Raw genomic sequence first — 26,440 nt, 5'->3', positions numbered from 1 at the left:
GTCCGGCAAGATCGGGCCGCGGATCGGTGTCGTGAAGGACTACGACCGCACGCTCCCGAAGATCCCCGCCTACCCGGCGGAGCTCAACCAGGTGTGGACCAACCTGATCGACAACGCGGTCTCCGCCGTCGACAGCGCGGGCGGGGACGGCACGCTGACCGTACGGACCGCGCTCGACCACGAGCGGGTGCTGGTGGAGTTCCGGGACACCGGTCCCGGCGTCCCGCCGGAGATCCGGGACCGCATCTTCGACCCCTTCTTCACCACCAAGCCGGTGGGACAGGGCACCGGGCTGGGCCTGGACATCTCCTGGCGGATCGTCGTCAACAAGCACCACGGCACCCTGCGGGTGGAGTCGGTGCCCGGCGACACCCGCTTCCAGGTCCTGCTTCCCCTGACCGCCGAGACGCCCGAGGAGGCAGCATGAGCGCGGAGTCCGCGATCGACCCGAGTGTCCCGCCGAGCGGCACCGGCTGCGTGGAGTGCGACGCGGCCGGCGGCTGGTGGTTCCACCTGCGGCGCTGCGCGGCTTGCGGCCACATCGGCTGCTGCGACGACTCCCCCGCCAAGCACGCCACCGCCCACCACCGGGAGACGGGGCACCCGGTGATCCGCAGCTTCGAGCCGGGCGAGGCCTGGTTCTGGAACTACGACACCGAGGAGCTGTACGAGTCCGGCCCCGAGCTGGCCCCACCGGCCGCCCACCCCGCGGACCAGCCCGCACCGGGGCCCGCGGGACGGGTCCCGGCCGACTGGGCCGAGACGCTGCGCTGAGCCGGGTTCCTACGGGCCGGCGCAGTCGAGGGAGTTCAGATCGACGGCGTCGGCCATCGCCTGCATGCCCTTGTCGTCGGGGTGCAGGTGGTCGCCGCCGTCGAGGAAGGGCAGCAGGCGCTCGGGGTCGTAGGGGCTGCGCAGGACGCGGTCGAAGTCGGTGACCGCGTCGAACTCCCCGCTGGTGCGGACGAATTCGTTCACCTGCTGCCGTACGGCCTCCGCCGCCGGATCCCATTCGGGCCAGCCCTTGAAGGGGCCGACGGTGGCCCCGACCACGCATTTCCCGGCCGCGTGCGCCCGGTCTGCGATCTCCCGGTACCCGGCGATCAGATCCTGGGCGGTGACGCCGGTGTGCGCCTTGAGGTCGTTGACGCCCTCGAAGAGGAAGACGGTCCGCACCCCCGGCTGGGACAGCACGTCCCGGTCCAGCCGGTGCAGCGCGCTCTGTCCGGCGCCGTCCGCCAGGACCTGGTTGCCCGAGATCCCCTCGTTGGCCACGCCCTGGAGCGGGCTGCCGGCCGAGTGGAGCCGCCGGGCGAGGTAGTCGGGCCAGCGGCGGTCCAGATCGGTGGTGGACTGCCAGCCGTCGGTGATGGAGTCGCCCAGGGCGGCCACGGCACCGGTGGCCGCGCCTGACGGGCGTACGGAGACGGCGTCGAGGTAGAACCAGGAGCCGGTCGTGCCGGTCCAGTGGGCGGCGCTCTCCTCGCCGGTATGGTCGCCCTGGGTGGCGTACGACGTCTGCATGGCCATGCCGTGACCGGTGGCGGGGCCCGCCGCGTCCGGGCTGTGCAGGCTGACCACCAGGTTCGTCGCGGCGGGCAGACCGCCGGGCAGCGGGTCGCTCCACACGGTGGTCCCGGCCGGGACGGTGACGGTGCGGGAGCCGCCGAAGGTGAGCCGCCGGTTGCTGCCCCGGCGCAGCGCGGCGCCCTGGTCCTGGACGCCCGCGTAGACACTGTCCAGGGTCAGCGGCCGGTCCCCGAATGCGTTGGAGAGCCGGATCCGCGGGCCGCTGCCGGCGGCGCTGGTGTGCACGACCAGCCGGTAGGAGCGGTCGGCGACGCCGTCGCCGAGACGGTCGGCGCTCGCCGCCCAGGTGACGACGCCGGGCGGGGTGGTGGCCGATGCCCGGACGGGGGCCGCCTGGCAGCCCAGGACGGTCAGCAGGACGGCGGCGAGGCGGCAGGCCCGTCCGATGCGGCCGGTCACCGGGCGAGGTCCTTCAGCGTGACCGATCCGCCGGGGCGCAGGGTGACGGTGCGGGACCTACCGCCGTACGCCACCTCGGTCGTACGGCCGCCGACACTCCGGATCCGGGCCTCGGTCGGCTTCCCGTCCTTCCAGTGCAGGTCGACGACGAAGCCGCCGCGGGCCCCCGCCCCGGTGAGCGAACCGGACGCGGCCCAGGCGCCCGGGAGGGCGGGCAGCAGTTCCAGATGGCCCGGACGGGAGTACAGCAGCATCTCGGTCATCGCGGCCGGGGTGCCGAAGTTGGCGTCGATCTGGAAGATGCCCCGGCCCTGCTTGACCTGGTAGATGTCGAAGAGGTTCACGGCCGTGCCGTTGCCGCCCCCGGTCGAGGGGCGCAGGTTCGTCATGACCAGCTGGTAGGCCTTGTCGGCGTTCTTCAGCCGGGCCCAGCACAGGGCGCGCCAGGCGTTGGCCCAGCCGAAGCTGTTCATGCCGCGGGCGGTGAGCAGGGCGGTGGCGCCGGCGACGAGGTCGGCGGGGGTGGAGCCGTCGGGCCGGATGCGGTCGCCGGGGAAGAGACCGACCAGCGGGGACAGGTGCCGGTGGGTGGTCTCGCCGAGGTTGTCCGGGGACATCCACTCCTCCAGCCAGCCGGTCCTGGGGCTCACCCGGGGCAGGTACAGACGCTCGCGGAGCGCGCCGACGGTGTCCGCGTACCCAGGATCCCGCTTCAGCTCGGCCGCCGCAGCGCGGAAGTTCCCGAACAGCGCCCACACCAGTTCCTGGGCGTAGGTGATGCCCTTGGCGGTCAGCGGGCCCTGCTCGGGCGACCAGTCGCTGTCGGCGACCAGCACCTCGCGCCCGGTGTCCGGCTCGGTGACGGTGACCAGCCGCGCCTCCCAGAACTCGCAGGCGCCCTTGAGGAGCGGGTAGATCCGCTCGAGGTGGGCGCGCGAGCGGGTGAACTCGTAGTGCTCCCAGAGGGTGTTGCACAGCCAGGCGTTGCCGGCCGGATGCCACCACCAGCCCAGTCCCCCGTGGGGGTTGGTGGATATCGCGACCGTCCAGCCGGCGTTCTTCCCGCTGGAGTTGCGGTAGCGGTTGCGCGGGTCGTTGAAGTGGTCCCGGGTGAGTGCCGTCCAGGACGGGAGCTGGGCGAGACAGTAGTCGGTGAGGGCGTCGAAGCAGTCCGGGAGGCCCGCCCGGTCGGCCATCCAGTAGTTCATCTGGACGTTGATGTCGGTGTGGTAGTCGCCCATCCAGTCCGGGTCGTTGCCGTCGAGCCACAGCCCCTGCAGGCCCAGCGGCAGGCTGCCCCGGGACCCCGAGATCATGAGGTAGCGGCCGAACTGGAGGTAGGCGGCCTCGAGTTCCGGGTCGGGCTCGCCGTCCCGGGAGCGGGCCTGGAGCCGTTCCCAGGTGTCGAGGGAGCGCTGGGCGTCGGACGACGTACCCAGACGGACGTCGAACCGTGCGAACAGCTCCCGGTGGTCGGCGACATGTGTGCCGAGCAGGGTGCCGGCCGGGTGGCGGGAGGCGGCGCGGACCTTGGTGCGGGCCAGCGCCTCCGGGTCGAGGGACGGGTTCCGGTAGTGGGCGGTGGCGTCCGGCGCGTAGTCGGTGCCGCCGCTGACCACGACGGTCAGTTCCGTGCATCCGGAGAAGACGATGCGTGTGCCGCCCACCCGGACGCTGCCGTCCCTGCCGTGGGCGGCGACGGCCGCCCCGTACCGCAGGCCGTTCGGGAAGGCACCGGCGAACGACGCGGCGGCCGCGGGGGTTTCGCCGTGCGTGCCCTCCAGGGTCACCGCGCCGGTGTAGTGCCCGCCGCCGCTCTGGGTGAAGTGGAGGACGATCACGTCGTCGGGGCGGCTGGCGAACAGTTGCCGTCGGTACGTCACCGAGGAACGGACGTACGACGTCGTCACCAGGCCCTGGTCGAGGTCGAGGGTGCGGCGGTAGCCGGAGACTGCGGACAGCTCGTGGCCGGGAAGGTCGACGGTGAGCCGGGCGAGCAGGGTGAAGGAGCCGAAGTCGGTGCGGCCGTAGGGGAACTGGCCGTCGGCGTCGAGGGTGTCGTTGAGGCCGCCGGTCCACATCGTGGCGTCGGTGACCAGGAGCAGTTCGCGGCCGGGGTCGTTGCTCGCGAGGGCGCCGAGACGGCCGTTGCCCACGGGCAGGCCCCGGTCGATCATCGAGTGCTCGTCGGCGGGGGCCTGCCACCACAGACGGTGGCGTGAGGTTCCTGCCACCGGAGCGGTCTCGGTGGGCCGCAGGGGTGCGGCCGTCGCGGTGAAGGCGGGCAGTCCGGCGAGGGCTCCGGTGGCGGCGGCGAGAGCGAGGAAGCCGCGCCTGCTGGTCGGGTTTTCCATGGTGGGCTCCGATTCCTCTAGCGCGGCGACCTGGGAACGTCGATGCGGTCGATGTCCGGCGCGTAGCCGGGACCGCTGCTGTCGAAGGTGAGTGTGTTGGCGCCCGCCTTGAGTGTCACGGGCACGCTCACCGTCTCCACGGTTCCCCAGTCGCCGGAGGACGGGAACCGGTGGCGGGTGGCGGCACCGGAGTTCGCGGAGATGTCCACCGAGCGGGGGTCTCCGCTGACTTAGGCGACCCGCACCAGGTAGGTGCCGGGCCTGTCGACCGTGATGTCGTTGAAGCGCAGCCTGCCGCCGAGGTAGAGGTCGCCGGTCTTCTTCCCGCCGGAGCACGCCGAGCAGTCGGCGACGGAGGCGTTGCCGGCGAGGGTGTTGGCGGCGGACTCCGCCTCGTAGCCGGTCGCGGTGAGGGCGCCGCCGTGCGGGGTGACGGTGAACAGGCGGGAGCCGTGGGCGGGCAGCGCCTCGGTGACCCTGTTCCGGTACGTGCCGAGGTCCTCGTGGTTCCACAGGTCCCGGACGGCCGCCCTGCCGGTGAAGCCGAGGGAGGAGAAGTCGGCCGTGACGGCGGCGGGGGCGTCGGCGAGGTTGAACAGGGCGACCGAGTAGGTGCCGTCGGGGTTCTTCGCGGCCCACACCTGCTGGGGGTCCGACGGGGTCACCGGCCGGGCGGGCGGGGTGCCGGCCTGGTCGACGGCGATGACCTCGCGGTTGGTCAGGAGCTTCAGACCGTAGTCGTCCAGACGGGTCAGGTCGTCGCCGGTGTAGAGCGGGGACTTGGCGATGGCCCACAGGGTGGCGTAGCTCTGCCGCTCGGCCTGGGTCAGACCGTCCATGGCGCCGTTGCCGACGTCCAGGGAGTCGAGGTCGTTCCAGCCGCCCGGACCGGCGTGCTTCGTCCAGCCGGGGGCGTCGTCCCAGCGGTCGTCGACGGAGTTCACCCAGCTGACAAGGGTGTTGCAGGAGCACTCGACGTCGGTGTCGATGCGCCAGCCGTTGGAGTACTTCTTCCAGTCGGCGGCGTGCCCGATGTCCAGGGACCAGGACAGTTCGAGGTGAACGGGACGGCCGGTGGCGGCGATGGCCTTGTTCCAGGCGGCCACGTCGGCAACGTTGTCGTACTGGTCGCCGCTCTTGCCGGAGCCCGGTCCGACGCCGTCCAGCTTGAGGAAGTCGTAGCCCCAGTCGGCGATCGACCGCGCCTGGGAGTCCACGTACTTCTGTGCGCAGGGACGGGAGAAGTCGAGCTTGTACGAGCTGTCCCAGCCGTGGGTGGTGCGCAGGTCGGGATAGACGATGTCGCCGGTGGTGCAGCCGTCGGCGTCCAGGACCGGTGTCCTCCCGTCGCCGTACACCTCCTTCTCCAGTCCTGCGGGAAGGTAGATGCCGGCCTTGAGGCCCTTGGCATGGATGCGGTCGGCTACGGCCTTCATGCCACTGGGGAAGCGCTTCGGGTCGGCCTTCTGGCGTCCGTACCGGTCGTACCCGGGCTTCCAGCCGCGGACAGGCGAGTGCCCCGCGCGGGGCGCGGGGCACTCGGGTCTGCCTTCGGTCCGTCCGCCGTCAGTGACGGGCGGCCGGCGTGTTGGCGGCGGTGACGTTGACCGCGGCCCACGCCTTGTCCACCGTCTTGTACTCGGTGCTGGTCGCCCCGTACAGGTCCTTGGCCGCCTTCAGCGTCGCCACACGCGCGTCGTGGAAGTCGGTCGTGGAGACCATGTAGCGGGTCAGGGCGCGGTAGAAGATCGCCGTCGCCTTGGTGCGGCCGATGCCCTTGACCGTGGAGCCGTCGTAGGTCGGCGAGTCGTAGGTGACGGTGCCGATCTTCTTCTTGCCACTGCCCTCGGCGAGGAGGTAGTAGGCGTGCGAGGAGACACCGGAACCCGCGTGCACCTCGGTGTCGACGGTGTCCGGCGCCCAGTAGTCGATCGTGCCCTCGAGCTTGTCGAGCGACGGCTTGTCCAGGCGGCGCAGGAACTTCTGGGCCAGGCCGAGCTTCTCACCGATCAGGTAGTCCGGCGTGTCCTTCGCGTTGTTGGCGAAGAACTCCACGTTGGAACCGAAGATGTCGGCGAGCGACTCGTTCAGCGAGCCGGGCTCGCCGTACTGGTTGCCATCGGGGTCGACGTAGGTCGGCTCGAGCTTCGCCGTGGCCTCCACCACGCCGTGGGTGAGCTCGTGACCGGTGACGTCGAGCACGACCAGCGGCTTCTTGAACATCTGGCCGTCGCCGTCGCCGTACAGCATGCAGTTGCAGGTGGGGTCCCAGAAGGCGTTGGCGACCTTCTTGCCCCAGTGGACCATCGCCTGGGCCGCCTTGCTGTTGTTGGCTATGCCCTTGCGCCCGAAGGTCTTCTTGTAGAAGTCCAGGGTCTCGGTGACTCCGAACTGGGCGTCGGCGGCGGCGCTCACCCGGCTGGTGGTCTGGCCGTTGCCCCACACGTCGGTGGTGTTGGTGAACTTCGTACCGGCGCTGAACTTCTCCGTGTACGAGCCCTTGGCGTCCCGCGTCTCGGTGCCGTACCGGCTGGGGTCCTTCAGCTGGTAGTGGCCGCGCGAGGTCGCCGTGGTGGTCAGACCGACGGTGCCCACGAAGAGGGTCTTGCCGGTGCCGTGCGCGGTCGCCGGGTAGTGCGTGACACCGGACACGCCGGAGCCGAGGAGGCCGGCGCTGCCGGTGCCGGCGCCGATACCGGTGGCCGGGTCGATCGTCTCGCCGCGCTGCCGCAGGGTGTCGAGCAGCTTCGGCGACAGGAACTCGTCGCTGTCGGGCATGTTGCTGCGCACCTTGCCGGTGACGGCGTCGACGACGACCGTGTGCGAGCCGTCGTTGTCGGTGACCGTCACCTGGTAGGCGAGGGCGGCGGCGCCGTTACGGGCGTCGACGACGAGTTCGGCGGCGCCCGCGTCGCCCTGGGCGGCTGCGGCGGCCTTCTGCTGGGCCTGCTGGGCGGTCAGCTTGGCCTGCTTGGCGGCGGGCTTCACCGCGTGGTCGGCCGCCCGGGTGACACCCGTGTAGGCCAGCTGCCGGGAGAGGTGGACGACGAGGTCGCCGCCGAGCACCTGCATTCCGTTGTGGCTCCTGACGAACCGGACGTGCCGAGCACCCTCCGGGTCGATCAGTACGTCCTGGGCGTGGAGCTCGTCGCCCTGCGACACGCCGGTCGCGGAGGCGTGGGCGAAGGCGGCGGTCCGCGCGGCCTGCACGATCGAGTCGGCCGTCGTCGCGGACGACGACGCGCTGTTCCCGGCCCCCGTGGACGGACCGGCGAAGGCCGTGCCGGCCAGGCCCGTGGCAGCCGTCGCCACTGCGATGGCAACCGCCACGCTGCGTATGTGCGGTCTACGCACTATGTAGGGTTCCTTCGTTCGAAGGCAGCCGGGGTCACCAACCGCCTTGAGACATGGCGGGGTTGGCCCGCGCCACGAGGGCTGGTCGGGCCCCCGACGAACCCTTACGGATGAGTCATGTCCGCGTAAAGGCGGAATGATCGCTTTCGCGGTCTTCTATGACAATCCTTTACGAATACGCACCGCAGGGTGATCGATGCATGACCAACTGTGTGTCACCTGTGGTGATGTGACGAGACACGAGTAGGTTCCGTTGCCCTGATGTGATGTATCTCGCACCACATGAGGTGCGGATGGGAGTGGTGACGGATGGTCAAGGCAACGGTCGGCAAAGGTCTGGTCCTCGGGGCGGTCGCCCTGTCCCTCCTGGCGCCGCCCGCTCAGGCCGCGCACCCGGGTGTGCGGGCACGGACGTCGGCGGCGGATCTGCCGGTGCCCGACACCGCCGGGCTGCGTGCGGCGCTGCGTTCGGCGGTCACCGAGGGCGCGCCCGGCGCCATGGCCCGGATCGACGACCACGGCACCGTGTACAAGGCGGTGCGGGGCGTCGCCGACCGCGGCACCGGGCGGGCCATCGACACCGCCGACCACTTCCGAGTCGGCAGTGTCACCAAGACCTTCACGACCGTCGTCCTGCTGCAACTGGCCGACGAGCACAGGCTCAGCCTCGACGCGCCGGTCAACCGGTACCTGCCCGGTCTGCTGCCGGACGACCGGATCACGGTGCGGCACCTGCTGAGCCACCGCAGCGGCCTGTACGACTACACCGACGACATGTTCGCCAAGAGCGTCTCCGGCTTTGCGGCCGTGCGCAACAAGGTCTTCACCTACCGCGGCCTGGTCGGTCTCTCCCTCGCGAAGCCGCGCACCAACGCACCGGGCGCCGCGTACTCGTACTCCAACACCAACTTCGTCGTGGCCGGGATGCTCATCGAGAAACTGACCGGGCATCCGGTACGGAACGAGTACGAGAACCGGATCTTCAGGCCGCTGCGCCTTCGCGACACCTTCTACGTCCACCCCGACACGAAGATCCCCGGCCGCTACGCCAGGGGTTATCTCACCCCGGACACGACGGGCGACGCACTGGTCGACGCCACCGAGCAGACGGTGTCCTGGGCGCAGAGCGCGGGGGCCGTCATCTCCAGCACCCGCGACCTGAACACCTTCTACTCCGCGCTGCTCGGCGGAAAGCTGACCTCGGCCGCGCGGCTGGCGGAGATGGAGCGGTGGATCCCGGTCGACGGCACCTCCGCGTACGGGCTCGGGCTGCGCCGGCGCACCCTGTCCTGCGGGGTCTCGGTCTACGGTCACACGGGCGCCGTCCAGGGCTACTACACCTACGCCTTCACGTCCGGCGACGGCCGGCGCAGCCTCACCGCGGTCGCGAACACGTCCAACAACGGCACCGTGCTGAGCGCCATGGCGGGAACCCTGGAGTCGGCGTTCTGCGGCAAGCGACCGAAGGAACGCCGGGGCCTCCTGGCCGTCGAGTGGAACGAGGACAAGATGCGATGAGAGAGGACCACGTTCCGTGATCTTGGCGGAACCATTCCGTCCGGGACACCATGCGCGCATGAAGGGTGACCTCTTTTCCAGTCAGCACGTGGTGCAGCCGGCCGTGGCGCCGGGAATGTCCGCCGAGAACGCCAAGTGCCTCAGGTACACGGTGAACGGTGAGATGCACGCCCGCCAGGGCGCGATGGTGGCCTGGCGCGGCGACCTCCAGTTCGAGCGCAAGGGGCAGGGTGTCGGCGGTATGCTCAAGCGCGCGTTCACCGGTGAGGGCCTGCCCCTCATGGCGGTGCGCGGGCAGGGTGAGGCGTGGTTCGCGCACGAGGCCCAGAACTGTTTCATCGTCGACGTCGAGCCCGGCGACCAGTTCACCGTCAACGGCCGCAACGTGCTCTGCTTCGACGCCTCGCTGGCGTACGAGATCAAGACCGTCAAGGGCTCGGGCATCGCCGGGGGCGGCCTGTTCAACAGCGTCTTCACCGGACAGGGCCGGCTCGGCCTGATGTGCGAGGGCAACCCACTGGTCATACCGGTCTCCGCGCAGGCGCCGGTGTACGTCGACACGGACGCGGTGGTGGGCTGGACCGCCCAGTTGCAGACCTCGCTGCACCGCTCGCAGTCCATCGGCTCGATGCTGCGCGGCGGTTCCGGGGAGGCCGTGCAACTCAAGCTCCAGGGCGAGGGGTATGTCGTGGTGCGCCCGAGCGAGGTGACGCCGCAGAAGGCGGAGCAGCACTGACGCCCACTGGAACGAGTTGCTCCGCGAAAGCAACCCCGTCGGCCGTACCGGCGTCTTGATCGGCAACAGACCGAGACCAGCCCTGGCCCGCAAGGCCAGGGCTGAAAACCGACGGACTATACACATTGTGTATACACGGCGTGTATAGAAAGGCAGTCATGTACGGCAAGGCATTCGCCCCGGAATACCAGGGCGCCCTCACCACCCTGTCCGTGAACTCCTCGCTGGTGGACGTGCTGGCCGAGGGCACCGAGCGGCTGCGCGCGGCCGAGCGCGACGGACGGCGCGACGAGGCCGCCCGCTGCGGGCTCGCGGTCGCCGAGGCCCATCGCCGGCTCGGCCAGGTGCGGGACGCCGACCGGGCGTGGAAGGCGAGTTACCGTGCCGCCCGGGAGGCCGGTGACACGGCGGCGATGGCATGGGCGCTGTGGAGCGGCGGCACGCTCGCCCGGCAGCGCGGCGCGTTCCCGCTGGCCTGGCGGCTGCTGGGGCTCGCCGCCGAACTCGGCGAGCGGGGCGGGGACATCGTGGTGCGCGGCTACTCACTGGCCGGGCTGGCGGAGACGGGCCGCATCCAGGGCGACTACGAGGCCGTCGGCCGACTGCACGAGCAACTGCTCTCCGAGGCACGCAGGCGCGGGGAGGCACGGCACACGGTGTGGGCACTGGAGGGGATCGCGCAGATGCACCGCAACACCGGCTCCTACGACACGGCGTACGCCATGTTCGAGGAGGCGGCGGAGATAGCCGACCGCGCGAACGACCGGCGCGGACACGCGTGGGCGCTGCGCGGTCTCGCCGACATCCTCTCGGTGCGCGACGGGGACACCGGGCGGGCGCTCGCCCTGCTCTCGCAGGCGGAGACGACGTGCCGCGCGATGAACCTCTCCAGCGCGCTCGCCTACAACCACAAGATGCGCGGCAACGTCCTGTACCGCGCCGGCCGGTACGCGGAGGCGAGGGAAATGTACGAGACGGCGCTCGGGGAGTTCCGGGCGATGGGCGAACCGCGCGGCGAGGCACTGGCCCGCCTCGGCCTCGCCAAGTCGCTGGCCCGGCTGGGCCGGGACCGGGCCGAGACGGCGGCCGAACTCGCGGATCTGGCCCGCACGGTGCGGCGCGGCGGGCTGCGGCACGTGGGGCGGATGGTCACCCTCGCACAGCAGGAGTTCGACGTCGAGGCGGAGGCCGCACGGTGAGCGCGCTCGACTCTCCGGTGCAGGCACCGCCGTCCCCGCCCGAAGTGCTGGACCGCTGCCGGGAACTGGTACGGCCCGCACTCGCCGAGGCCGTGGGCCGACTGCATCCGTGGGTGGGTGAGATGGCGGCCTACACCTTCGGATGGTGCGAGGTGGGCGGCGCGCCGGCCGTCGCCCCCGGCGGCAAGGGCGTACGGCAGGCGCTGGCCGTGCTCGGGGCGGAGGCGGTCGGCGCGCCCGCACGGGCCGGGGTCGCGGGGGCTGTCGCGGTGGAACTGGTGCACGCGTTCTCACTGCTGCACGACGACATCATGGACGGAGACGCGACCCGGCGTCGCCGTCCCACCGTCTGGAAGGCGTACGGCACCGGACCCGCGGTGCTGGCAGGAGACGCCCTGTTCGCGCTGGCCGTGGAGACCCTGGCGGTCGAGCCGGGCGGAGCGGGTGCGGTACGGGTGCTGTCGGCGGCGCTGGCCGATCTGGTGCGCGGGCAGGCGGACGACCTGCTCTTCACCGCCCGGCCGTGGGCCGGGCCGGACCGGGTCTCACCGGCCGAGTACCGGGCGATGGCCGAGCACAAGACGGGCGCCCTCCTCGGCTGCGCGGCCGCGCTGGGTGCCGCGCTCGGCGGGGCGCCCGCCGCCACGGTCGCCGCGCTCGACGAGGCCGGCCGGGCTCTGGGGGTCGCCTTCCAGCTGGTGGACGACGTCCTGGGCATCTGGGGCGACCCGGCGGTCACCGGCAAACCGGTCCACGGTGATCTGCGGGAACGGAAGAAGACGTACCCGGTGCTGGCCGCGCTCGCCTCACCGGGACCCGGCGCACGCCGCCTCGCCGCGCTCCTGGACTCCCCCGAGGAGACGGATGCGGCGGCCGGGCTGGTCGAGGAGCTCGGCGGCCGCGCCGCGGCACTGGCCGAGGCCGCCAGGCATACGGCAATGGCTCGAGCGGCACTCACCGCCCTGCCACTGGCGGCCGAACCGGCCGGTGAACTGCGGTGCCTGGTCGGCTTCCTGGTGCGTCGCCAACTGTGAAGCGGGCCGACCCCGGCGGAACACCCGGACGAGTGCGCGGTTTTACCGTGGGTTACCCCCAGGTCGCGGCCCGGCCATACGCCGTTTTCCCCAAGGTGCGGGGCTGACCTGCGGTTTGAACAAAAGGCAGGAAGCGGCTTCGAGTTGCGGATCGTTTGAACGCAACGTGTCGCGCCCCGCGTACCTCTGGGAAAGACGAGGCAGGGGTTGCAGCGAGGGATGACCATGGTCAAGGCGCACGTCTCCGCACAAGAGCTGGTAGCGGGCAGGTACCGGCTCCTCGAGGTCGTCGGCCGCGAAACGAACCGCGTCTGCTGGTACGCCGAGGACCTGGAGGCGGAACGGCCACGGCTGATCACCCGGATCGCGCTCCCGGACGGCCCGGCCGAGGAGACTCCACGCCGGACCTCCGCCCGCCTCCTGCGCACCTCGGAGGTCATGAGTGTGCTCCGCCCCGGCCGGGTGCCCACGGTGATCGACGCGATCGAGGAGTCCGGCGTGCTGTGGACGGTCACCGACGTGATCGGCGGTACACCGCTCGGCGAACTCCTCACCCAGGAGGGACCGTTCCACTACGTGCGGGCTGCCCGGATCGCGCTGGAGCTGCTCGACGTACTGGATGCCGCGCACGACGAGGGCTTCACCCACGGCGAGCTCAGCCCCGGTCAGGTGTTCGTGCGGGACCGGGGGCCGGTCGTCGTCGCGGGCTTCGGGCTGGCGGGCGCGACCCTCGCGCCACGGGTGACCGCACCGTCGTACGCCTCTCCCGAACAGGCCCGCGACGAGCGCATCGGCCCGGCCGCCGACCTGTGGGCGCTCGGCGCGATCCTCTACACCATGGTGGAGGGACGGCCGCCGTTCCGGGACCGGGGCCGTTTCGAGTCCACCCTCAAGGGAGTGGACCGGCTGCCCCTGCGCACCCCGTTGCGGGCCGGTCCACTGGCCCAGGTCGTGCAGGGCCTGCTGCGCAAGGACTCGCGGGAGCGGCTGACCCGGCCGTCGGCCCGCGAGGCGCTCAGCCGGGTGCTGAGCGAGGACTTCGACGCCGAGCGGCAGGTCGCCGCCGTGCCCCGGCTGCACGGCGCGTACACCGCGTTCCTGCACTCCGGCGGGGCGTGGGGCCGACGGGCCATGGTCGCCGGGACCGCGTTCGCCGTGGTCACGGTCGCGGTCGCGGTACTGGCCGCGACGCACCAGCTGCCGGGTACCGGCTCGGGCTCCGACACCGCCTCGTCCGCCACCGCGCCCCAGCCGTCGGCGACCGCCACCCGGTCGTCCCCGGCGCCCGGCGCTCCGGGCGACCGCACCGACGGCAGGAAGTCTCCCGGAGCCTCCGCGACACCCTCCCCCGCACCGACCGGCACACCCTCACCCCGCCCCTCGCCGTCCGCCACCACCACCGCCACCGCCCCCGCCACCGCCACCGCCACCACCAGCGCGCTCCCGGACGGCTACCACCGCTACACCGCGCCGGAGGGCTTCTCCGTCGCGTTGCCCGACGGCTGGAAGAGGCTGGACACGACCCGTGAGTCCGACGCCTACCGCGTCATCTTCGGCGAGGCGGACGGCTCCCCCACCCTCGCGGTCACCTACAGCGAGGGCGAGCGCGTCGGGCCCGATCCGGTCGCCATCTGGCGGGACGACGTGGAGCCGAACCTGCGCAAGCACGCGGGCTTCCGGCGGATCGGCTCGATCCGGGCCACCACCTACCAGGGGTACAAGGCGGCCGACATGGAGTGGGTCGAGGGAACCGGCGAGGACGCCGTGCACACCTTCGGCCGCGGTTTCCTGCTCGGCGGCCACCGCGCCTTCTCCCTGCGCTTCACGACCCCGGCGGCCGACTGGGAGAAGGCGGACAACAAGGAGGCGCAGCAGACCTTCCTGCGCACCTTCCGGCCGACGGCGAACTGACCCGGCTCCGCTCGAACGGGCCGTTTTCCGTCCGGCAGGCAGGGGACCCGAGGTTCATGGTGCAAATCGGATACACGATGATGACCGAGCAGGCTGGCCCACGTGACCTCGTCGACCATCTGGTGCGCGCCGAGGAAGCGGGCTTCGACTTCTCGGTGACCTCGGACCACTACTTCCCCTGGCTGCGCTCGCAGGGCCACTCCTCCTACGCCTGGAGCGTGCTCGGGGCCGCCGCCCAGGCCACGTCGCGCATCCCGCTGATGACGTACGTGACCTGCCCGACCTTCCGTTACCACCCGGCGATCGTGGCGCAGAAGGCGGCCACGGTGCAGTTGCTGTCCGAGGGCCGTTTCCGGCTCGGGCTGGGCTCCGGGGAGAACCTGAACGAGCACGTCGTGGGCGGCGGCTGGCCGCCCGTGGACGTACGGCACGAGATGCTCGAGGAGGCCGTGGAGATCATCCGCGCGCTCTTCGAGGGCAAGCACGTCACCCACCACGGCACGCACTTCGACGTGGAGTCGGCCCGGCTGTGGGATCTGCCGGAACAGTCGCCGGAAATCGGCATCGCCGTCTCCGGCGAGCAGTCCTGCAAGCTCGCGGGCCACCACGCCGACCTGGTCATCGCCACCGAGCCGAAAGCGAACCTTCTCGAGGCCTTCGACCGGCACGGCGGCACCGGCAAGCCGCGGGTGGGCCAGCTGCCGGTCTGCTACGACCCCGACCGGGACACCGCGATCGAGCGGGCCCACGCCCAGTTCCGCTGGTTCGGGAGTGGCTGGAAGGTCAACTCGGAGCTGCCGCACCCGGACTCCTTCGAGGCGGCCACCCAGTTCGTGACGCCCGACGACGTGGCCGCGTCGATCCCGTGCGGTGACGACCCGGACGCCTTCGTGGAAGCCGTACGTCCCTACGCGGAGGCCGGGTTCACCGAGATCGCCCTGGTGCAGATCGGCGGCGACTCCCAGCCCGCGTACCTGGACTGGTCCGCGAAGACGCTGCTGCCCGCACTGCGCGACGCGTTCGGCTGAACGGGAGAAAAGGCAATCTCCTGGCAATCACCCGAACGACTGAGCATCTTGTGCGCTTCGGGGGTACTAGAGGGTCCTACGTCGATCGTCCCGGAGGCCCTCGGTGACCCCCTTCGTGCACAAGACCCTCGTCGTACAGCTCCAGGCGGGCGGTACGGAGCGCTGCCCCGTCCTCGCCCACCTGACGTACGACGCCGACGACCCGTTCGCCGTCACCGCGGTGTTCGCCCACGACGGGCGGGTGCTCGCCCGGTGGCGGCTGGACCGGGAGATGCTCGCCGACGGGCTGGACCGGGCGGTCGGCGTGGGAGACGTACGGTTCCGGCCGGTGGCCACCGGGCCGTGGCACGAGCTGCGGATGGACTTCTACGGCGACGTGCACGCCGACGGTGGCCGCCACCGGGCCGTGGTGTACGCGTGGGCGCCCGCTGTCGCCGCCTTCCTGCGGGACACCTGGGCGGCCGTGGCACCGGGCCGGGAGGAGGTCCGGGTGGACGACTTCCTGGCGCAGATCCTCGCCACCGGCTGAGTCACCGCGCGACCACGGCTGAGCAGCCGTACGCGAGCCCTGCGGCGACCCTGATCAGGGTGCACCCCGCGCCGCGCCCCGCGATCGACGTTGGACCGACGTTACCCGCCGACGGCCCGCCACGGCCGCGCCTCACCGCCGCGCGGCGGCCGGTGGCCGGTGCCGCCGACCGTGAGCGCCTGCCTCGCCTTGGTGCACGACCGGCAGCCCGACGGCGCCGGATGGTCAGCGAGAGGTGTGACGGCGCCGCGTCCACAGGGGGATCCCGTACCAGCAGACCAGGTACCAGGCGACGACCGCCGCCACCAGCCAGGGCACGTACCCGTCGTGCGTGGCCACCCGGAGGATCAGCAGGAGCGAGGCTGTCATGGTGGCCAGCAGCAGGACCAGGCCGATGAAGGTCAGCCGCGAGGCCATGCGCACCGCCTGCGGCTTCACCCGCCGCCCGGCCACGAGCCGGTGCAGTGACACCGGCCCGATGAGCGCGCCGGTCGCGCAGGCGCCCAGGCACACGGTCACGATGTAGATGACCTGGTCGGTGTGGGAGAGCTGGGCGTACTTGGCCTGGAAGACGACGGTGAGCAGGAAGCCGAAGAGGATCTGCACTCCGGTCTGGGCGACGCGGACCTCCTGGATCAGCTCGACCCACATCCGGTCGGCTCTCTCCTCCTCGGTCTCGTTGCGCCCCCGGCGCCGCTCTGCGCCCTCGCGGGTGTCCTCCACGTCTCCTCCTGCCTCGGGTATGCGAGTTCCGTAGCCTCGCGAGTTCCCCGAAACGGCGGGATCGTGCCTGCTCAACCGTCCGGCCGTGACCGGGCCGGACGGCCACCGAGCGGAGGGGCCACCGTTACCAGCGGCTCTCGACCTGGTCCTGGATACGGCGCTCGTACAGCTCCCGGATCGCGCTGAACGTCTCCTCGGGCGGTGCGGGGAGCCTGGCGGCGGCCGCGTTGGCGCGGGCCTGGTCCGGGGTGCGGGCGCCGGGGATGACCGTGGTGACGCCTGGCTGCTCGATGATCCAGCGCAGGGCCAGCTGGGCGGGGGTGTAGCCCTCGGGGGCCAGGGCCGCGAACTCGGCGGCCGCCTCGACGCCGGTCCCGTAGTCGACGCCGGAGAAGGTCTCGCCCTGGTCGAAGGCCTCGCCGTGCCGGTTGAAGGTGCGGTGGTCGTTGGCCGCGAAGACCGTGTCCCTGGTGTACTTGCCGGACAGCAGCCCGGAGGCCAGCGGCACCCGGGCGATGATCCCGACGCCCGCCTCCCGGGCGGCGGGGAGCACCTCGCGCAGGGGCTTCATCCGGAACGGGTTGAGGATGATCTGGACGCTGGCCACGTTCGGGCGGGCGATCGCGGTCAGCGCCTCGGCACAGGTCTCCACGCTCACGCCGTACGCCGCGATCCGCTCCTCCTCGACGAGCGTGTCCAGCGCGTCGAAGACCTCGTCGGAGGAGTAGACGGGGGTGGGCGGGCAGTGCAGCTGCACCAGGTCGACGCGGTCGACGCCGAGGTTGCGCCGGGAGCGGTCGTTCCAGTCGCGGAAGTTGTCCAGGACGTAGTTCTGCGGGATCTGCTCGACCCGGCGGCCCATCTTCGTCGCCACCAGCACGTGCAGGTCGGGCCTGCCGCTCAGGAAGGCGGCGATGGTCTGCTCACTGCGCCCGTCGCCGTACACGTCCGCCGTGTCGAAGAAGGTCACGCCCGCCTCGGCCGCCGCCTCCAGTACGGCGAGGGCCTCCTTGTCGTCCACGTCGCCCCAGTCGGCGCCCAGCTGCCATGTGCCCAGGCCCACCACCGACGCCCACTGCCCCGACCTGCCCATCACGCGTTCGTCCATGCCGCCAGTCTGTCACCCGGCCCCCACCCGGCGCGGGACAGGGGCCCGGCCCCGCCGTCGTGCGTCCGGGCGGGCTGCCCGACCAGGTGACGGCCCGGGCAGGTCAGGGCGCCCCGGGGGTCAACTGGGACTGCACGACCGCGCCGTAGCGCTCGGTGAGGTCGTCGACATCGGCCGAGCGGACATGGGAACCGCGCGCGATGCCGTACATCACGCCGAGTCCGAGGAGGCTGGAGACGGCCAGCTCGGCGCGCAGCGGGGCGTCGGGGCCGGTGAGCTGCTCGGCGAGACGCTCGGTCACCTGCGTGCGGAAGTTGGCGCGCAGGACGTCCCCTCGGTCGCCGTGCAGCGGCGCGAAGGCGATGCGCAGCAGCGGGTCGGCGCCCCGTTCGCGCTGGCTGGCCAGGACGTGCCGGACCATGTGCCGCCCGAGCTGTTCCAGGGGGGCGTCGAAAAGGGCGGAGGCGTCGGCCTCGAAGGACATGACCCGGGAGAAGAGGGCGTCCTTGTTACCGAAGTACTTCACGATCAGCGGCGCGCTGACCCCGGCGCGTTCGGCGACGGCCTTGAGCGTGATGTCGGCGTGGGCGTGCCGTGCCAGGAGATGGCGGGCCGCGCGGAGGATGGCCGCCTTGGTGGCTTCGGCGTCCCTGCGGGCGGTACCGGTCGCGGCGGTGTCGTGCGGGCTGCTCGCGGCGGTCACGCTTCCTCCAGTGCCCCGTCGTGGTCCCGCGTCCCGCCCGTGTCCGCCGGCACGGAACTCTCGGCGGTGGGGGCGTCCCCGGGTATGGACAGTGCGGCCGCGCAGGCCGCCAGGGCGACGGCACCGGCGATGGCGAACGCCAGGAGGTAGCCGTGCAGCGTCGGGACCGGTACCCCGCCGACCGGGCTGCTGTGGTGCACGAGGACGGCGGCGACGGCCGCGCTGGAGACGGCCTGGCCGATGGTGCGCATCAGGACGTTGACACCGTTGGCGGAGGCGGTCTGCCCGGCCGGGACTGCGCGCAGGATCAGGGTGGGCAGCGCCGAGTAGGCCAGGGTGGTGCCGGTCGCCACCACCGTCGCCCCGAGGACGATCATCCACAGCTCCCGGCTGTCGGCGATCCGCACGGCGTACCCGCAGGCGATGACGGCGGCTCCCAGGGCCAGCGTGATCCGCGGTCCGCGCGCCGCCGAGATACGGGCGGAGAGAGGCGAGAACAGGAGCATGGTGACACCACCCGGCAGCAGGCACAGGCCGGTGGCGACGATCGACAGCTGCAGACCGTATCCGGTGGCCTTCGGCGCCTGCACCAGCTGGGCGGTGACCAGGGAGTTGGCGTAGAAGGCGAAGCCCGTCAGGAGGGCGGCCACGTGGGACAGGCCCACCCGCGGCCTGGTCACGAGCCGCAGGTCGACCAGCGGGCGCTCGGCGCGCAGCTGCTGCCACCACCACAGGGCGAGCACGAGCGCGGCGGAGCCGAAGAGGGCGACGATCCGCGGGCTGCCCCACCCCCACTCTCCGCCCTGGGACACCGCCAGCAGCAGGCAGACGAGCCCGGCGGCGAGCCCCAGTGCGCCGAGCACGTCGAACCGGCCGGGCTCCCGCACCGGTGACTCCTGCACCGCCCACCACACGGCCGTGACACCGAGCGCACCGAGGGCGCTGGTCAGCCAGAACATGGTGTGCCAGTCGGCGTACTGCACGACCAGCGCGGCGAGCGGCAGCCCCAGGGCGGCGCCGATACCGACGGTGGAACTCATCAGCGCCACGGCGGACCCCCGGCGCTCGGGCGGCAGTTCGTCCCGCAGGATGCTGATGGACAGCGGCACGACGGAGGCCGCGGCGCCCTGCAGGGCGCGGGCGGCGATGAGGACGCCGATGTCGGAGGACAGGGCGCACATCACCGAGCCGACGGTCATCAGCGCGAGGGACGCGATGAGCACCCGCCGCTTGCCGTACATGTCCCCGGCGCGCCCGAGCACCGGGGTCAGGACGGCGCCGGAGAGCAGTGTCGCCGTGACCATCCAGGAGACGGTGGCCGCGGACGCACCGGTCAGCCGGGGCAGGTCGGGCAACAGCGGGACGACGACCGTCTGCATGACCGCCATGAGGATGCCGCCCGAGGCCAGCACCGGGATGGTGAGGCGCTCCCGGAGGGGCCGGGTTATGGGGACGGGCTGGTCCATCGGTCGCTCCTGAGGGGCGCGCTGCGAGGTGAATCTCCATTCACCTTACCAATTCACCCGGGCGGGTGAATGGTCATTCACCCGGGTTTCCGGTGGTCACACCCGTGTGCCCGAGGAGCGCGTGTGCAGCGCGCGGGCCGCCCTCGGTCCGAGCCACCGCTTGAGCCGGCGCAGCACCGCGAGCTGCCCGACCGCCTTGTCGAGGCCGTAGTAGAGCTGTGGGGGCACGTACGGCAGCAGCGGCGAGTGGCGCTGGCCGAGCAGGGCGAACATCTGGTGCGGGGGCAGGTCGATGTAGCGGGTCAGGTTCTCGTACCACTGGGCGCTGTAACGGGCGGCGCTCTGCGCGGCCAGCAGGTCCGCCTGGCGCTGCCGTTCGTAGGCGGCCAGGGCCTCGGGGCGCCTGCCGTACTCGCGCAGGACGTCGGCCAGGCAGAGGGCGTCCTCCAGGGCGAGGGCGGTGCCCGCGTCGGCGGAGTAGTGGGTGGTGTGCGCGGCATCGCCCAGCAGGACCAGGTTGCGGCGGTACCAGGTGCGGTTGGTGAGGGTGCGGAAGGTGAGCCACTGGGCGCTGCCGTCGGCGGCGGATCGGCCGATCAGGGGGTGGCCGTCGAGGAAGTCGGCGAACAGGTGCTCCAGCAGCGCCAGTGCGTCGGCCTCGCTCGCCCGGTCCAGACCGAGGCCGGTGAAGGTCTCGGGGGAGCACTCCACGACGCAGGTGCCGTGGGTGGCGCTGCAGCCGTGGCCGTAGGCCCAGATCCAGCCGTGCTCGGTCTCGGTGAAGGCGAAGGTGAAGGCGTCGAAGACCTGGGTGGTGCCGAGCCAGATGTAGCGGTTGCGGCCCGAGACGATCCGTGTGCCGAAGTGGTCGCGGTACCGGTCGCGCAGTGCGCTGTGCACGCCGTCGGCCGCCACGGTCAGGTCGGTGCCAGGGGGTACGGCGGTGATCTCACTTCCGTAGGCGAGACGGACGCCCAGCGAGCGGGCGCGGCGGGCGAGGAGTTCGAGGAGCCGGTGGCGGCCGATGCCGAATCCCTCGTCGAGATGCCGGGCCGTCAGGCCCCGGACGTGCGCGGCACGTTCGGTCCAGCGCACCGAGTTCTGCTCGACGGCGAGTGCCGACACGGGGTCGTGCGCGTGCAGTCTGTCGAGCAGTCCGCGACGGTACGTCACCCCCCAGCCGTAGGTCGAGCCCTCCGGGTCGCGCTCGTGGACGGTGATGTCGTGAGACGGGTTCTGCAGCTTGAGCAGGATCGCGATGTACAGGCCGGCGGGCCCGCCTCCGACGCATGCGACCTTCACGCACACACCCCCGGGATGTCACTCAAAGTGGTCGATTGGCACCGCAGGGTAACAAAGATCGGATGGTAGGGCCGGGGTTCGGGATCGCGTCAGCTTCCGGCGGTGAGCGGCACCACTCGGACGGACGGCCGCCGCCAAAGATCACCCGCAAGAGCCCCCGGCGGGCAAGGAATTCCCGCTTCCGTCCCCCTCGGGCCGTCACGGCGGCAAGATCATCTTTGTTCAACACTGTACGACATGTAGCGGATTGTCCGGATCGCAGCCAACCCGATCCGAGGGATTTCTCCCGTTCTCGGGTGGGCCGATAGGCATGCGGGGCCATCACCCGAACGCATCAGGAGGTCCCGCATGCCGGAACTCACCCGACGTCGCGCGCTCACCGCCGCGGCCGCCCTCACCGCCGCGGCCGGGGTCAGGGCCGTCGACACACCCGCCGCATCCGCCGCCGAGCACCACCACGGCTCCCCCGCGGTCTTCGACGAGGTCTACAAGGGCCGCCGGATACAGGGCCGCCCGGCGGACGGCGGCGGCCACCACCACGACCACGACAGCGGCTACGCCGTGTTCGTCGACGGTGTGGAACTGCACGTGATGCGGAACGCCGACGGCAGCTGGATCAGCGTCGTCAGCCACTACGACCCGGTGCCCACGCCGCGCGCCGCCGCCCGTGCCGCGGTCGACGAACTGCAGGGCGCCACCCTGCTGCCCTTCCCCGCCAACTGACCCCCACCCGCCAGGACATCCGGAGCACCGCGCACATGACCGTACGCAAGAACCAGGCCGCCCTGACCGCCGACGAGAAGCGGCGGTTCGTCGCCGCCGTCCTGGAGCTCAAGCGCAGTGGGCGCTACGACGAGTTCGTCAGGACGCACAACTCCTTCATCATGTCCGACACCGACAACAGTGAGCGGACCGGCCACCGTTCACCGTCCTTCCTGCCGTGGCACCGCAGATTCCTGCTCGACTTCGAGCGTGCGCTGCAGCAGGTGGACGCGTCGGTCGCGCTGCCGTACTGGGACTGGAGCACGGACCGCACGGCCCGCGCCTCGCTGTGGGCGCCGGACCTCCTCGGCGGCACCGGGCGAAGTCTGGACGGCCGGGTCATGGACGGGCCGTTCGCCGCGTCCACCGGCAACTGGCCGATCACCGTTCGGGTGGACGGGCGCACGTTCCTGCGCCGTTCGCTCGGCTCCGGGGTGCGCGAGCTGCCGACGCCGGCCGAGGTGGAGTCGGTACTGGCGATACGGACGTACGACATGGCGCCCTACAACAGCGCCTCGGACGGCTTCCGCAACCACCTCGAGGGCTGGCGCGGGGTCAATCTGCACAACCGGGTCCACGTCTGGGTGGGCGGGCAGATGGCCACCGGGGTCTCTCCCAACGACCCTGTGTTCTGGCTGCACCACGCCTACGTCGACAAGCTGTGGGCCGAGTGGCAGCACCGGCACCCGGACGCCGGATACGTGCCCTCGGGCGGCACGCCGGACGTGGTGGACCTGAACGAGACCATGAAGCCGTGGAACGACGTGCGTCCGGCGGACCTGCTGGACCACACGGCGTTCTACACGTTCGACACCGCCTGAGGCGCCGCCCGGCCGGTCAGGCCCCAAGGGGTCCTTGCACTATGCCCGCCCGGGTCGCGCGGCCTGGCACCGCACCTCGCCGCGTTGCCGAAAAGCCCTGGTAGCTCCTCCCCCACTCTCGGCTTCACTCGAGCGGGGGCCCCATCGAGGGCTCTCCGGCGCCTTGCGATGCACGGCACCGGACCACGCGACCTCATCGGGCGCTCATAGTGCAAGGACCCCTAAGCCTCGGCCGTACGGCACTCGGGGTGGCCCCAGCCCTGCGGGTTCTTCGCGATGGGCTCGCCGGCCGCGTAGGGGCGGCCGCACGCACAGCGGCCGGGGAACTTCGCCTTGATCGTGCGGGAGGAGGAACCGCCGCTGCTGCGGGGCGCCTTCCTGCGCGGGGTCCTGGCCGCCGGGACGTCGGGCGAGGGCGGCGGCTCCGGGGAACCGAGGTCGCTGCCCGCCGCCTGCTGCACGCTCGCCGCCTGGCTGGCGGCGCGGTCGGCGAAGTCGTTCAGGGGATCGCCGTCGACCTGGTGGGCGGGCACGTAGCGGAACTCGACCGAGCGGCCGTCGAGCAGCTCGTCGATGCGCACCACCAGGTCCTGGTTGGCGACGGGCTTGCCGGCGGCCGTCTTCCAGCCGTTGCGCTTCCAGCCGGGCAGCCAGGTGGTGACGGCCTTCATGGCGTACTGCGAGTCCATCCTGATCTCCAGCGGCACGTCCGGGTCGCTGGCCGTCAGCAGGCGTTCGAGCGCGGTGAGTTCCGCGACGTTGTTGGTGGCCCTGCCGAGCGGCCCGGCCTCCCAGCGGGCCGGCTTCTCGGCGTCGTCGGAGATCACCCACGCCCAGCCCGCCGGACCTGGGTTTCCCTTCGAAGCCCCGTCGCACGCGGCCACCACTCGTTCACGCATGGCCCCGATCATGCCACGCCCGCAACGGGCGCCCGGCACGCCTAGGAGACGTCCGTGGTCTTCGGCATCTCGCCCTGCCTGGTCGTGATGTCGATCACCGAGAAGTTCGCGCCCTGCGGATCGCTCAGCGCGGCGAAACGGCCGAAAGGGCTGTCCATCGGGCCGAACCGGAGGACACCGCCGCGCTTGGTGGCGCGGGCCACGGCGTCGTCGCAGTCGCCGACCGTGAAGTACACGTTGACGTACGAGGGCACCTCGGGCGGGAAGTCGTCCGTCATCCTCATCCGGCCCAGGACGGTGTCGTCACCCGCCCTGAACATCCGGAAGTCGATGCTCGCGTCGTCGATCCGCTGCGCGGTGTAGGGGAAGACCGCCGGGAGGAAGGCGTCCGTCTGCTCGGGGTCCCGGGTGAAGAACTCGGCCCAGCAGTAGGCGCCGGGCACCGCCGTGGCCTCGAAGCCCTCGTGGGTGCCGCCCTGCCAGACACCGAACACGGCGCCGCCCGGCTCACGGGCCAGGCACATGGTGCCGAACTCACCGACCTCCATGGGCCCCATGAGCACCTCGCCGCCGTTGTCCCGGATCTTCTCGGCCGTCGCGGCGGCGTCCTCGGCGGCGAGGTACAGGCACCACTGCGGCTGTCCCTCCTGACCGGGCATCGGCGGCACCACCGCGGCCACCGCCTTGCCGTCCGCATAGGCCTGGGTGTAGTTGCCGTACTCCGACGACGACTCGCCGAAGGTCCAGCCGAGGACGTCGCCGTAGAAGCTCTTGGCCTGCTCGACGTCGCTGAACATCGCATCGGCCCAACAAGGGGTTCCCTCAGGTCGTACGGCCATGGTCGTGGCCCTCTCCCGTTCGACGCCACTGCCCGATTTTCACCTCTTCACGCTAGTCATCCCCGGGGCGGCCCGCGCGCCGAACCGGGCGCGCCGCCGGAGACTGGGAGGAGACGGCGGTTTTCCGGCGGACGGGGCACGGGATGACGGACGTGGCGGGGAGGGTTTCCGCGACGATGCGGGCGTGGTCGGTGGTCCGCCCGGGCCCGGTCGAGGGCGATCCCCTGCGGCTCGTGGAGCGGCCGGTGCCGGTACCCGGGGACGACGAGCTGCTGGTCCGGGTGCTCGCCTGCGGGGTGTGCCGCACCGACCTGCACGTCACCGAGGGCGACCTGCCGGAGCGCCGGCCGGGTGTGACCCCGGGACACGAAGTGGTCGGGGTGGTGGCGGGGACCGGGGCGGCCGTCGAGGACTTCGCCGTGGGGGAACGGGTGGGCGCGGCCTGGCTGCGGCGCACCGACGGCAGCTGCGCCCACTGTCTGCGCGGTGCGGAGAACCTGTGCCCGGAGTCGGCGTACACCGGCTGGGACACCGACGGCGGCTACGCCGAGTACACGACGGTCCCGGCCGAGTTCGCCCACCGGCTGCCCGGCGGCCTGGACGACGTGGCCGCCGCGCCCCTGCTGTGTGCGGGGATCATCGGCTACCGCGCGCTGCGGCGCACCGCGCTCCCGCCGGGCGGCCGGCTCGGACTGTACGGCTTCGGGGGCAGCGCCCACCTGTGCGCCCAGGTGGCACTGGCCGAGGGGGCCACCGTGCACGTGCTGACCCGTGGCGAGGCCGCCCGGCGACTGGCGCACGAGCTCGGCGCCGCCTCGGCGCGCGACGCCTACGACCGGCCGCCCGAGCCCCTGGACGCCGCGATCCTGTTCGCACCGGCCGGCGACCTGGTCCCGGTGGCGCTGCGCGCCCTCGACCGGGGCGGGATCCTGGCGGTGGCCGGCATCCATCTGAGTGACGTACCGCCGCTGCACTACGAGACCGAGCTGTTCTACGAGAAGGAACTGCGCAGCGTCACCTCCAGCACGCGCGCGGACGCCCGAGAGTTCCTGTCCCTGGCCGCGCTGCACGGCATCCGGGCGCGGACGCACACCTATCCCCTGTCACGGGCGCTGAAGGCCCTCAGGGACCTGAAGGCCGGCCGTTTCGACGGGGCGGCTGTGCTGGTGAACGACTTCTCCTGAACCCGGCGGATGCCGCCAAGGGGGCGGGGCGGGACGCGGCGGGACGCCAAAACCCTTCGACAGGGTGCTCCCCCGACCGCTGGAATGGGGGCCGTGTGTGCCATGAAGATGCGCCCGGACGAGGTCGACATCGACGTCGATGTCGTCCGCCGGCTGATCGCTGACCAGTTCCCCGTCTGGGCGTCGCTGCCCGTGGAGCGCCTCGAGTCCGCGGGGACCGAGAACGCCATGTTCCGCCTCGGCGCCGACAAGGTCGTACGGCTCCCCCGGCACCCCGGTGCCGTGGACGACGTGCTGCACGAGCAGTGCCGGCTGCCCGGACTGGGGCCCTGGTTGCCCGTGCCCACGCCCGAGCCGGTCGGGCGGGGCGAGCCCGGCGCGGGCTTCCCCTGGCCCTGGTCGGTGTACCGCTGGCTGGAGGGGCGCAATCCGGTGGCCGGGCGGCTGGAGGAACCCGGGGCGCTCGCCGGGGACCTCGCCGGGTTCGTCCGCGCGCTGCGCCGGATCGACCCGGCGGACGGACCGCCGGGGTACCGGGGCGTTCCCCTGGCGACCCGGGACGCGCCCACCCGGGACGCGATCGCCCGGCTGGCGGACCGGGGCGTCGACACCGCCCCGCTGACGGCCCGGTGGGAGGAGGCCCTGCGCGCTCCCCGGCACACCGGACCACCCGCCTGGGCACACGGGGACCTGTCACCCGGCAACGTCCTGGTCGAGGACGGGCGGCTCAGCGCGGTGATCGACTTCGGGACCGTGGGGGTGGGCGATCCGGCCGTCGACCTGATCGCGGCCTGGAACCTGCTGCCCGCGTCCGCGCGTGGAACCTTCCGCGAGGCCGTGGGCGCCGACGACGCCGAATGGGCGCGCGGCCGGGGCTGGGCACTGTCGATCTCGCTGATCCAGCTGCCGTACTACTGGGACACCAATCCGCCGCTCGCGGAGAACTCCCGCCACACGATCGCCGAGATCCTGGCCGGGTGA

The 26,440-nt window shown here is 71.9% G+C and carries 23 protein-coding genes and 1 pseudogene; 13 read left to right on the top strand and 11 right to left on the bottom strand.

Annotated features, from left to right (window positions below; all coding sequences use genetic code 11):
- Positions 1-427, top strand: a 427-nt coding sequence (locus ACWC21_RS23720; protein WP_450884802.1) for an ATP-binding protein, incomplete at its 5' end; no start/stop codon positions are given.
- Positions 424-774 (top strand): UBP-type zinc finger domain-containing protein, encoded by a 351-nt coding sequence (locus ACWC21_RS23715; protein ID WP_450884801.1) that lies wholly within the window; start codon positions 424-426, stop codon positions 772-774. The genes ACWC21_RS23720 and ACWC21_RS23715, both read left to right, overlap by 4 nt.
- 9 nt (positions 775-783) lie before the next feature.
- Here the strand turns inward: ACWC21_RS23715 and ACWC21_RS23710 are convergent, their stop codons facing one another.
- The 4 genes and pseudogenes from ACWC21_RS23710 to ACWC21_RS23695 form a co-directional block, all read right to left on the bottom strand.
- A complete protein-coding gene (locus tag ACWC21_RS23710) occupies positions 784-1,989 on the bottom strand; it encodes an SGNH/GDSL hydrolase family protein (protein WP_450884800.1) in 1,206 nt (401 codons plus the stop codon).
- The gene (locus tag ACWC21_RS23705) at positions 1,986-4,343 is read right to left on the bottom strand and encodes a glycosyl hydrolase family 95 catalytic domain-containing protein (RefSeq protein WP_450884799.1); all 2,358 of its coding nucleotides are present in this window, start codon (positions 4,341-4,343) and stop codon (positions 1,986-1,988) included. Before ACWC21_RS23705 ends, ACWC21_RS23710 begins: the two co-directional genes overlap by 4 nt.
- 17 nt (positions 4,344-4,360) lie before the next feature.
- Positions 4,361-5,842, bottom strand: a pseudogene (locus ACWC21_RS23700) (alpha-galactosidase D); the annotation flags it as partial.
- A gap of 67 nt (positions 5,843-5,909) precedes the next feature.
- Complete coding sequence (locus ACWC21_RS23695) at positions 5,910-7,673, bottom strand: M4 family metallopeptidase (RefSeq protein ID WP_450884798.1); 1,764 nt, start codon at positions 7,671-7,673, stop codon at positions 5,910-5,912.
- A gap of 333 nt (positions 7,674-8,006) precedes the next feature.
- On the opposite strand from ACWC21_RS23695, the gene ACWC21_RS23690 reads away from it, so the two are divergent.
- The 7 genes from ACWC21_RS23690 to ACWC21_RS23660 all read left to right on the top strand — a co-directional run bounded on the left by ACWC21_RS23690 (position 8,007) and on the right by ACWC21_RS23660 (position 15,652).
- Positions 8,007-9,215 carry a serine hydrolase domain-containing protein gene (locus ACWC21_RS23690; protein WP_450884797.1) on the top strand — a complete coding sequence of 403 codons (1,209 nt, stop codon included), beginning with the start codon at positions 8,007-8,009 and terminating at the stop codon, positions 9,213-9,215.
- Between the two features lie 58 nt (positions 9,216-9,273).
- Complete coding sequence (locus ACWC21_RS23685) at positions 9,274-9,951, top strand: AIM24 family protein (protein WP_450884796.1); 678 nt, start codon at positions 9,274-9,276, stop codon at positions 9,949-9,951.
- 158 nt (positions 9,952-10,109) lie between these two features.
- Positions 10,110-11,150 carry a tetratricopeptide repeat protein gene (locus ACWC21_RS23680; RefSeq protein ID WP_450884795.1) on the top strand — a complete coding sequence of 347 codons (1,041 nt, stop codon included), beginning with the start codon at positions 10,110-10,112 and terminating at the stop codon, positions 11,148-11,150.
- Entirely contained in the window at positions 11,147-12,184 is a 1,038-nt protein-coding gene (locus ACWC21_RS23675) for a polyprenyl synthetase family protein (protein WP_450884794.1), read from the top strand. Before ACWC21_RS23680 ends, ACWC21_RS23675 begins: the two co-directional genes overlap by 4 nt.
- 219 nt (positions 12,185-12,403) lie before the next feature.
- Positions 12,404-14,095, top strand: coding sequence for a serine/threonine protein kinase (locus ACWC21_RS23670; RefSeq protein ID WP_450884793.1), 1,692 nt, complete (start codon positions 12,404-12,406; stop codon positions 14,093-14,095).
- A 56-nt stretch (positions 14,096-14,151) separates the two neighbouring features.
- On the top strand, positions 14,152-15,123 hold the full coding sequence (locus ACWC21_RS23665; RefSeq protein WP_450884792.1) for an LLM class F420-dependent oxidoreductase: 972 nt from the start codon (positions 14,152-14,154) through the stop codon (positions 15,121-15,123).
- A 103-nt stretch (positions 15,124-15,226) separates the two neighbouring features.
- The gene (locus tag ACWC21_RS23660; RefSeq protein ID WP_450884791.1) at positions 15,227-15,652 is read left to right on the top strand and encodes an SsgA family sporulation/cell division regulator; all 426 of its coding nucleotides are present in this window, start codon (positions 15,227-15,229) and stop codon (positions 15,650-15,652) included.
- A 225-nt stretch (positions 15,653-15,877) separates the two neighbouring features.
- On the opposite strand, the gene ACWC21_RS23655 is transcribed toward ACWC21_RS23660, so the two are convergent.
- The 5 genes from ACWC21_RS23655 to ACWC21_RS23635 form a co-directional block, all read right to left on the bottom strand.
- The gene (locus ACWC21_RS23655; protein ID WP_450884790.1) at positions 15,878-16,375 is read right to left on the bottom strand and encodes a DUF6328 family protein; all 498 of its coding nucleotides are present in this window, start codon (positions 16,373-16,375) and stop codon (positions 15,878-15,880) included.
- Positions 16,376-16,499: 124 nt separating this feature from the next.
- The gene (locus ACWC21_RS23650) at positions 16,500-17,483 is read right to left on the bottom strand and encodes an aldo/keto reductase (protein ID WP_450884789.1); all 984 of its coding nucleotides are present in this window, start codon (positions 17,481-17,483) and stop codon (positions 16,500-16,502) included.
- 103 nt (positions 17,484-17,586) lie between these two features.
- Positions 17,587-18,186 carry a TetR/AcrR family transcriptional regulator gene (locus tag ACWC21_RS23645; protein ID WP_450884788.1) on the bottom strand — a complete coding sequence of 200 codons (600 nt, stop codon included), beginning with the start codon at positions 18,184-18,186 and terminating at the stop codon, positions 17,587-17,589.
- On the bottom strand, positions 18,183-19,652 hold the full coding sequence (locus ACWC21_RS23640) for an MFS transporter (RefSeq protein ID WP_450884787.1): 1,470 nt from the start codon (positions 19,650-19,652) through the stop codon (positions 18,183-18,185). The genes ACWC21_RS23645 and ACWC21_RS23640 overlap by 4 nt, the downstream gene beginning before the upstream one ends.
- A 96-nt stretch (positions 19,653-19,748) precedes the next feature.
- Positions 19,749-20,954 (bottom strand): FAD-dependent monooxygenase, encoded by a 1,206-nt coding sequence (locus tag ACWC21_RS23635; RefSeq protein ID WP_450884786.1) that lies wholly within the window; start codon positions 20,952-20,954, stop codon positions 19,749-19,751.
- A 348-nt stretch (positions 20,955-21,302) separates the two neighbouring features.
- Between ACWC21_RS23635 and melC1 the strand changes: the two genes are divergently transcribed.
- The gene (melC1, locus tag ACWC21_RS23630) at positions 21,303-21,677 is read left to right on the top strand and encodes an apotyrosinase chaperone MelC1 (protein WP_450884785.1); all 375 of its coding nucleotides are present in this window, start codon (positions 21,303-21,305) and stop codon (positions 21,675-21,677) included.
- Positions 21,678-21,712: 35 nt separating this feature from the next.
- Positions 21,713-22,537 (top strand): tyrosinase MelC2, encoded by an 825-nt coding sequence (melC2, locus tag ACWC21_RS23625; RefSeq protein ID WP_450884784.1) that lies wholly within the window; start codon positions 21,713-21,715, stop codon positions 22,535-22,537.
- A gap of 221 nt (positions 22,538-22,758) precedes the next feature.
- On the opposite strand, the gene ACWC21_RS23620 is transcribed toward melC2, so the two are convergent.
- Together ACWC21_RS23620 and ACWC21_RS23615 are read right to left on the bottom strand one after the other, a co-directional pair.
- Complete coding sequence (locus ACWC21_RS23620) at positions 22,759-23,448, bottom strand: ribonuclease H family protein (RefSeq protein WP_450884783.1); 690 nt, start codon at positions 23,446-23,448, stop codon at positions 22,759-22,761.
- Between the two features lie 29 nt (positions 23,449-23,477).
- Positions 23,478-24,275: a VOC family protein gene (locus tag ACWC21_RS23615; RefSeq protein ID WP_450884782.1), complete on the bottom strand. Its 798-nt coding sequence runs from the start codon at positions 24,273-24,275 to the stop codon at positions 23,478-23,480.
- Between the two features lie 176 nt (positions 24,276-24,451).
- Here ACWC21_RS23615 and ACWC21_RS23610 point away from each other — a divergent pair, with 176 nt between their 5' ends.
- Positions 24,452-25,459 carry a zinc-binding alcohol dehydrogenase family protein gene (locus ACWC21_RS23610; protein ID WP_450884874.1) on the top strand — a complete coding sequence of 336 codons (1,008 nt, stop codon included), beginning with the start codon at positions 24,452-24,454 and terminating at the stop codon, positions 25,457-25,459.
- Positions 25,460-25,567: 108 nt separating this feature from the next.
- On the top strand, positions 25,568-26,440 hold the full coding sequence (locus ACWC21_RS23605; protein ID WP_450884873.1) for an aminoglycoside phosphotransferase family protein: 873 nt from the start codon (positions 25,568-25,570) through the stop codon (positions 26,438-26,440).

The sequence above is a fragment of the Streptomyces sp. NPDC001348 genome, from assembly GCF_053597535.1.
The sequence above is the reverse complement of the archived record's forward strand: the minus strand, read 5'-3'. Positions and strand labels throughout refer to the sequence as shown.

What these genes read in the sequence shown, in the direction of transcription:
- ACWC21_RS23705 (WP_450884799.1), bottom strand. Translation starts at nt 4,343, where the DNA reads ATGGAAAACCCGACCAGCAGGCGCGGCTTCCTCGCTCTCGCCGCCGCC.
- ACWC21_RS23670 (WP_450884793.1), top strand. Translation starts at nt 12,404, where the DNA reads ATGACCATGGTCAAGGCGCACGTCTCCGCACAAGAGCTGGTAGCGGGC.
- ACWC21_RS23680 (WP_450884795.1), top strand. Translation starts at nt 10,110, where the DNA reads ATGTACGGCAAGGCATTCGCCCCGGAATACCAGGGCGCCCTCACCACC.
- ACWC21_RS23685 (WP_450884796.1), top strand. Translation starts at nt 9,274, where the DNA reads ATGAAGGGTGACCTCTTTTCCAGTCAGCACGTGGTGCAGCCGGCCGTG.
- ACWC21_RS23665 (WP_450884792.1), top strand. Translation starts at nt 14,152, where the DNA reads ATGGTGCAAATCGGATACACGATGATGACCGAGCAGGCTGGCCCACGT.
- ACWC21_RS23610 (WP_450884874.1), top strand. Translation starts at nt 24,452, where the DNA reads ATGCGGGCGTGGTCGGTGGTCCGCCCGGGCCCGGTCGAGGGCGATCCC.
- ACWC21_RS23605 (WP_450884873.1), top strand. Translation starts at nt 25,568, where the DNA reads ATGCGCCCGGACGAGGTCGACATCGACGTCGATGTCGTCCGCCGGCTG.
- ACWC21_RS23650 (WP_450884789.1), bottom strand. Translation starts at nt 17,483, where the DNA reads ATGGACGAACGCGTGATGGGCAGGTCGGGGCAGTGGGCGTCGGTGGTG.
- ACWC21_RS23690 (WP_450884797.1), top strand. Translation starts at nt 8,007, where the DNA reads ATGGTCAAGGCAACGGTCGGCAAAGGTCTGGTCCTCGGGGCGGTCGCC.
- melC1 (WP_450884785.1), top strand. Translation starts at nt 21,303, where the DNA reads ATGCCGGAACTCACCCGACGTCGCGCGCTCACCGCCGCGGCCGCCCTC.
- melC2 (WP_450884784.1), top strand. Translation starts at nt 21,713, where the DNA reads ATGACCGTACGCAAGAACCAGGCCGCCCTGACCGCCGACGAGAAGCGG.
- ACWC21_RS23620 (WP_450884783.1), bottom strand. Translation starts at nt 23,448, where the DNA reads ATGATCGGGGCCATGCGTGAACGAGTGGTGGCCGCGTGCGACGGGGCT.
- ACWC21_RS23715 (WP_450884801.1), top strand. Translation starts at nt 424, where the DNA reads ATGAGCGCGGAGTCCGCGATCGACCCGAGTGTCCCGCCGAGCGGCACC.
- ACWC21_RS23615 (WP_450884782.1), bottom strand. Translation starts at nt 24,275, where the DNA reads ATGGCCGTACGACCTGAGGGAACCCCTTGTTGGGCCGATGCGATGTTC.
- ACWC21_RS23640 (WP_450884787.1), bottom strand. Translation starts at nt 19,652, where the DNA reads ATGGACCAGCCCGTCCCCATAACCCGGCCCCTCCGGGAGCGCCTCACC.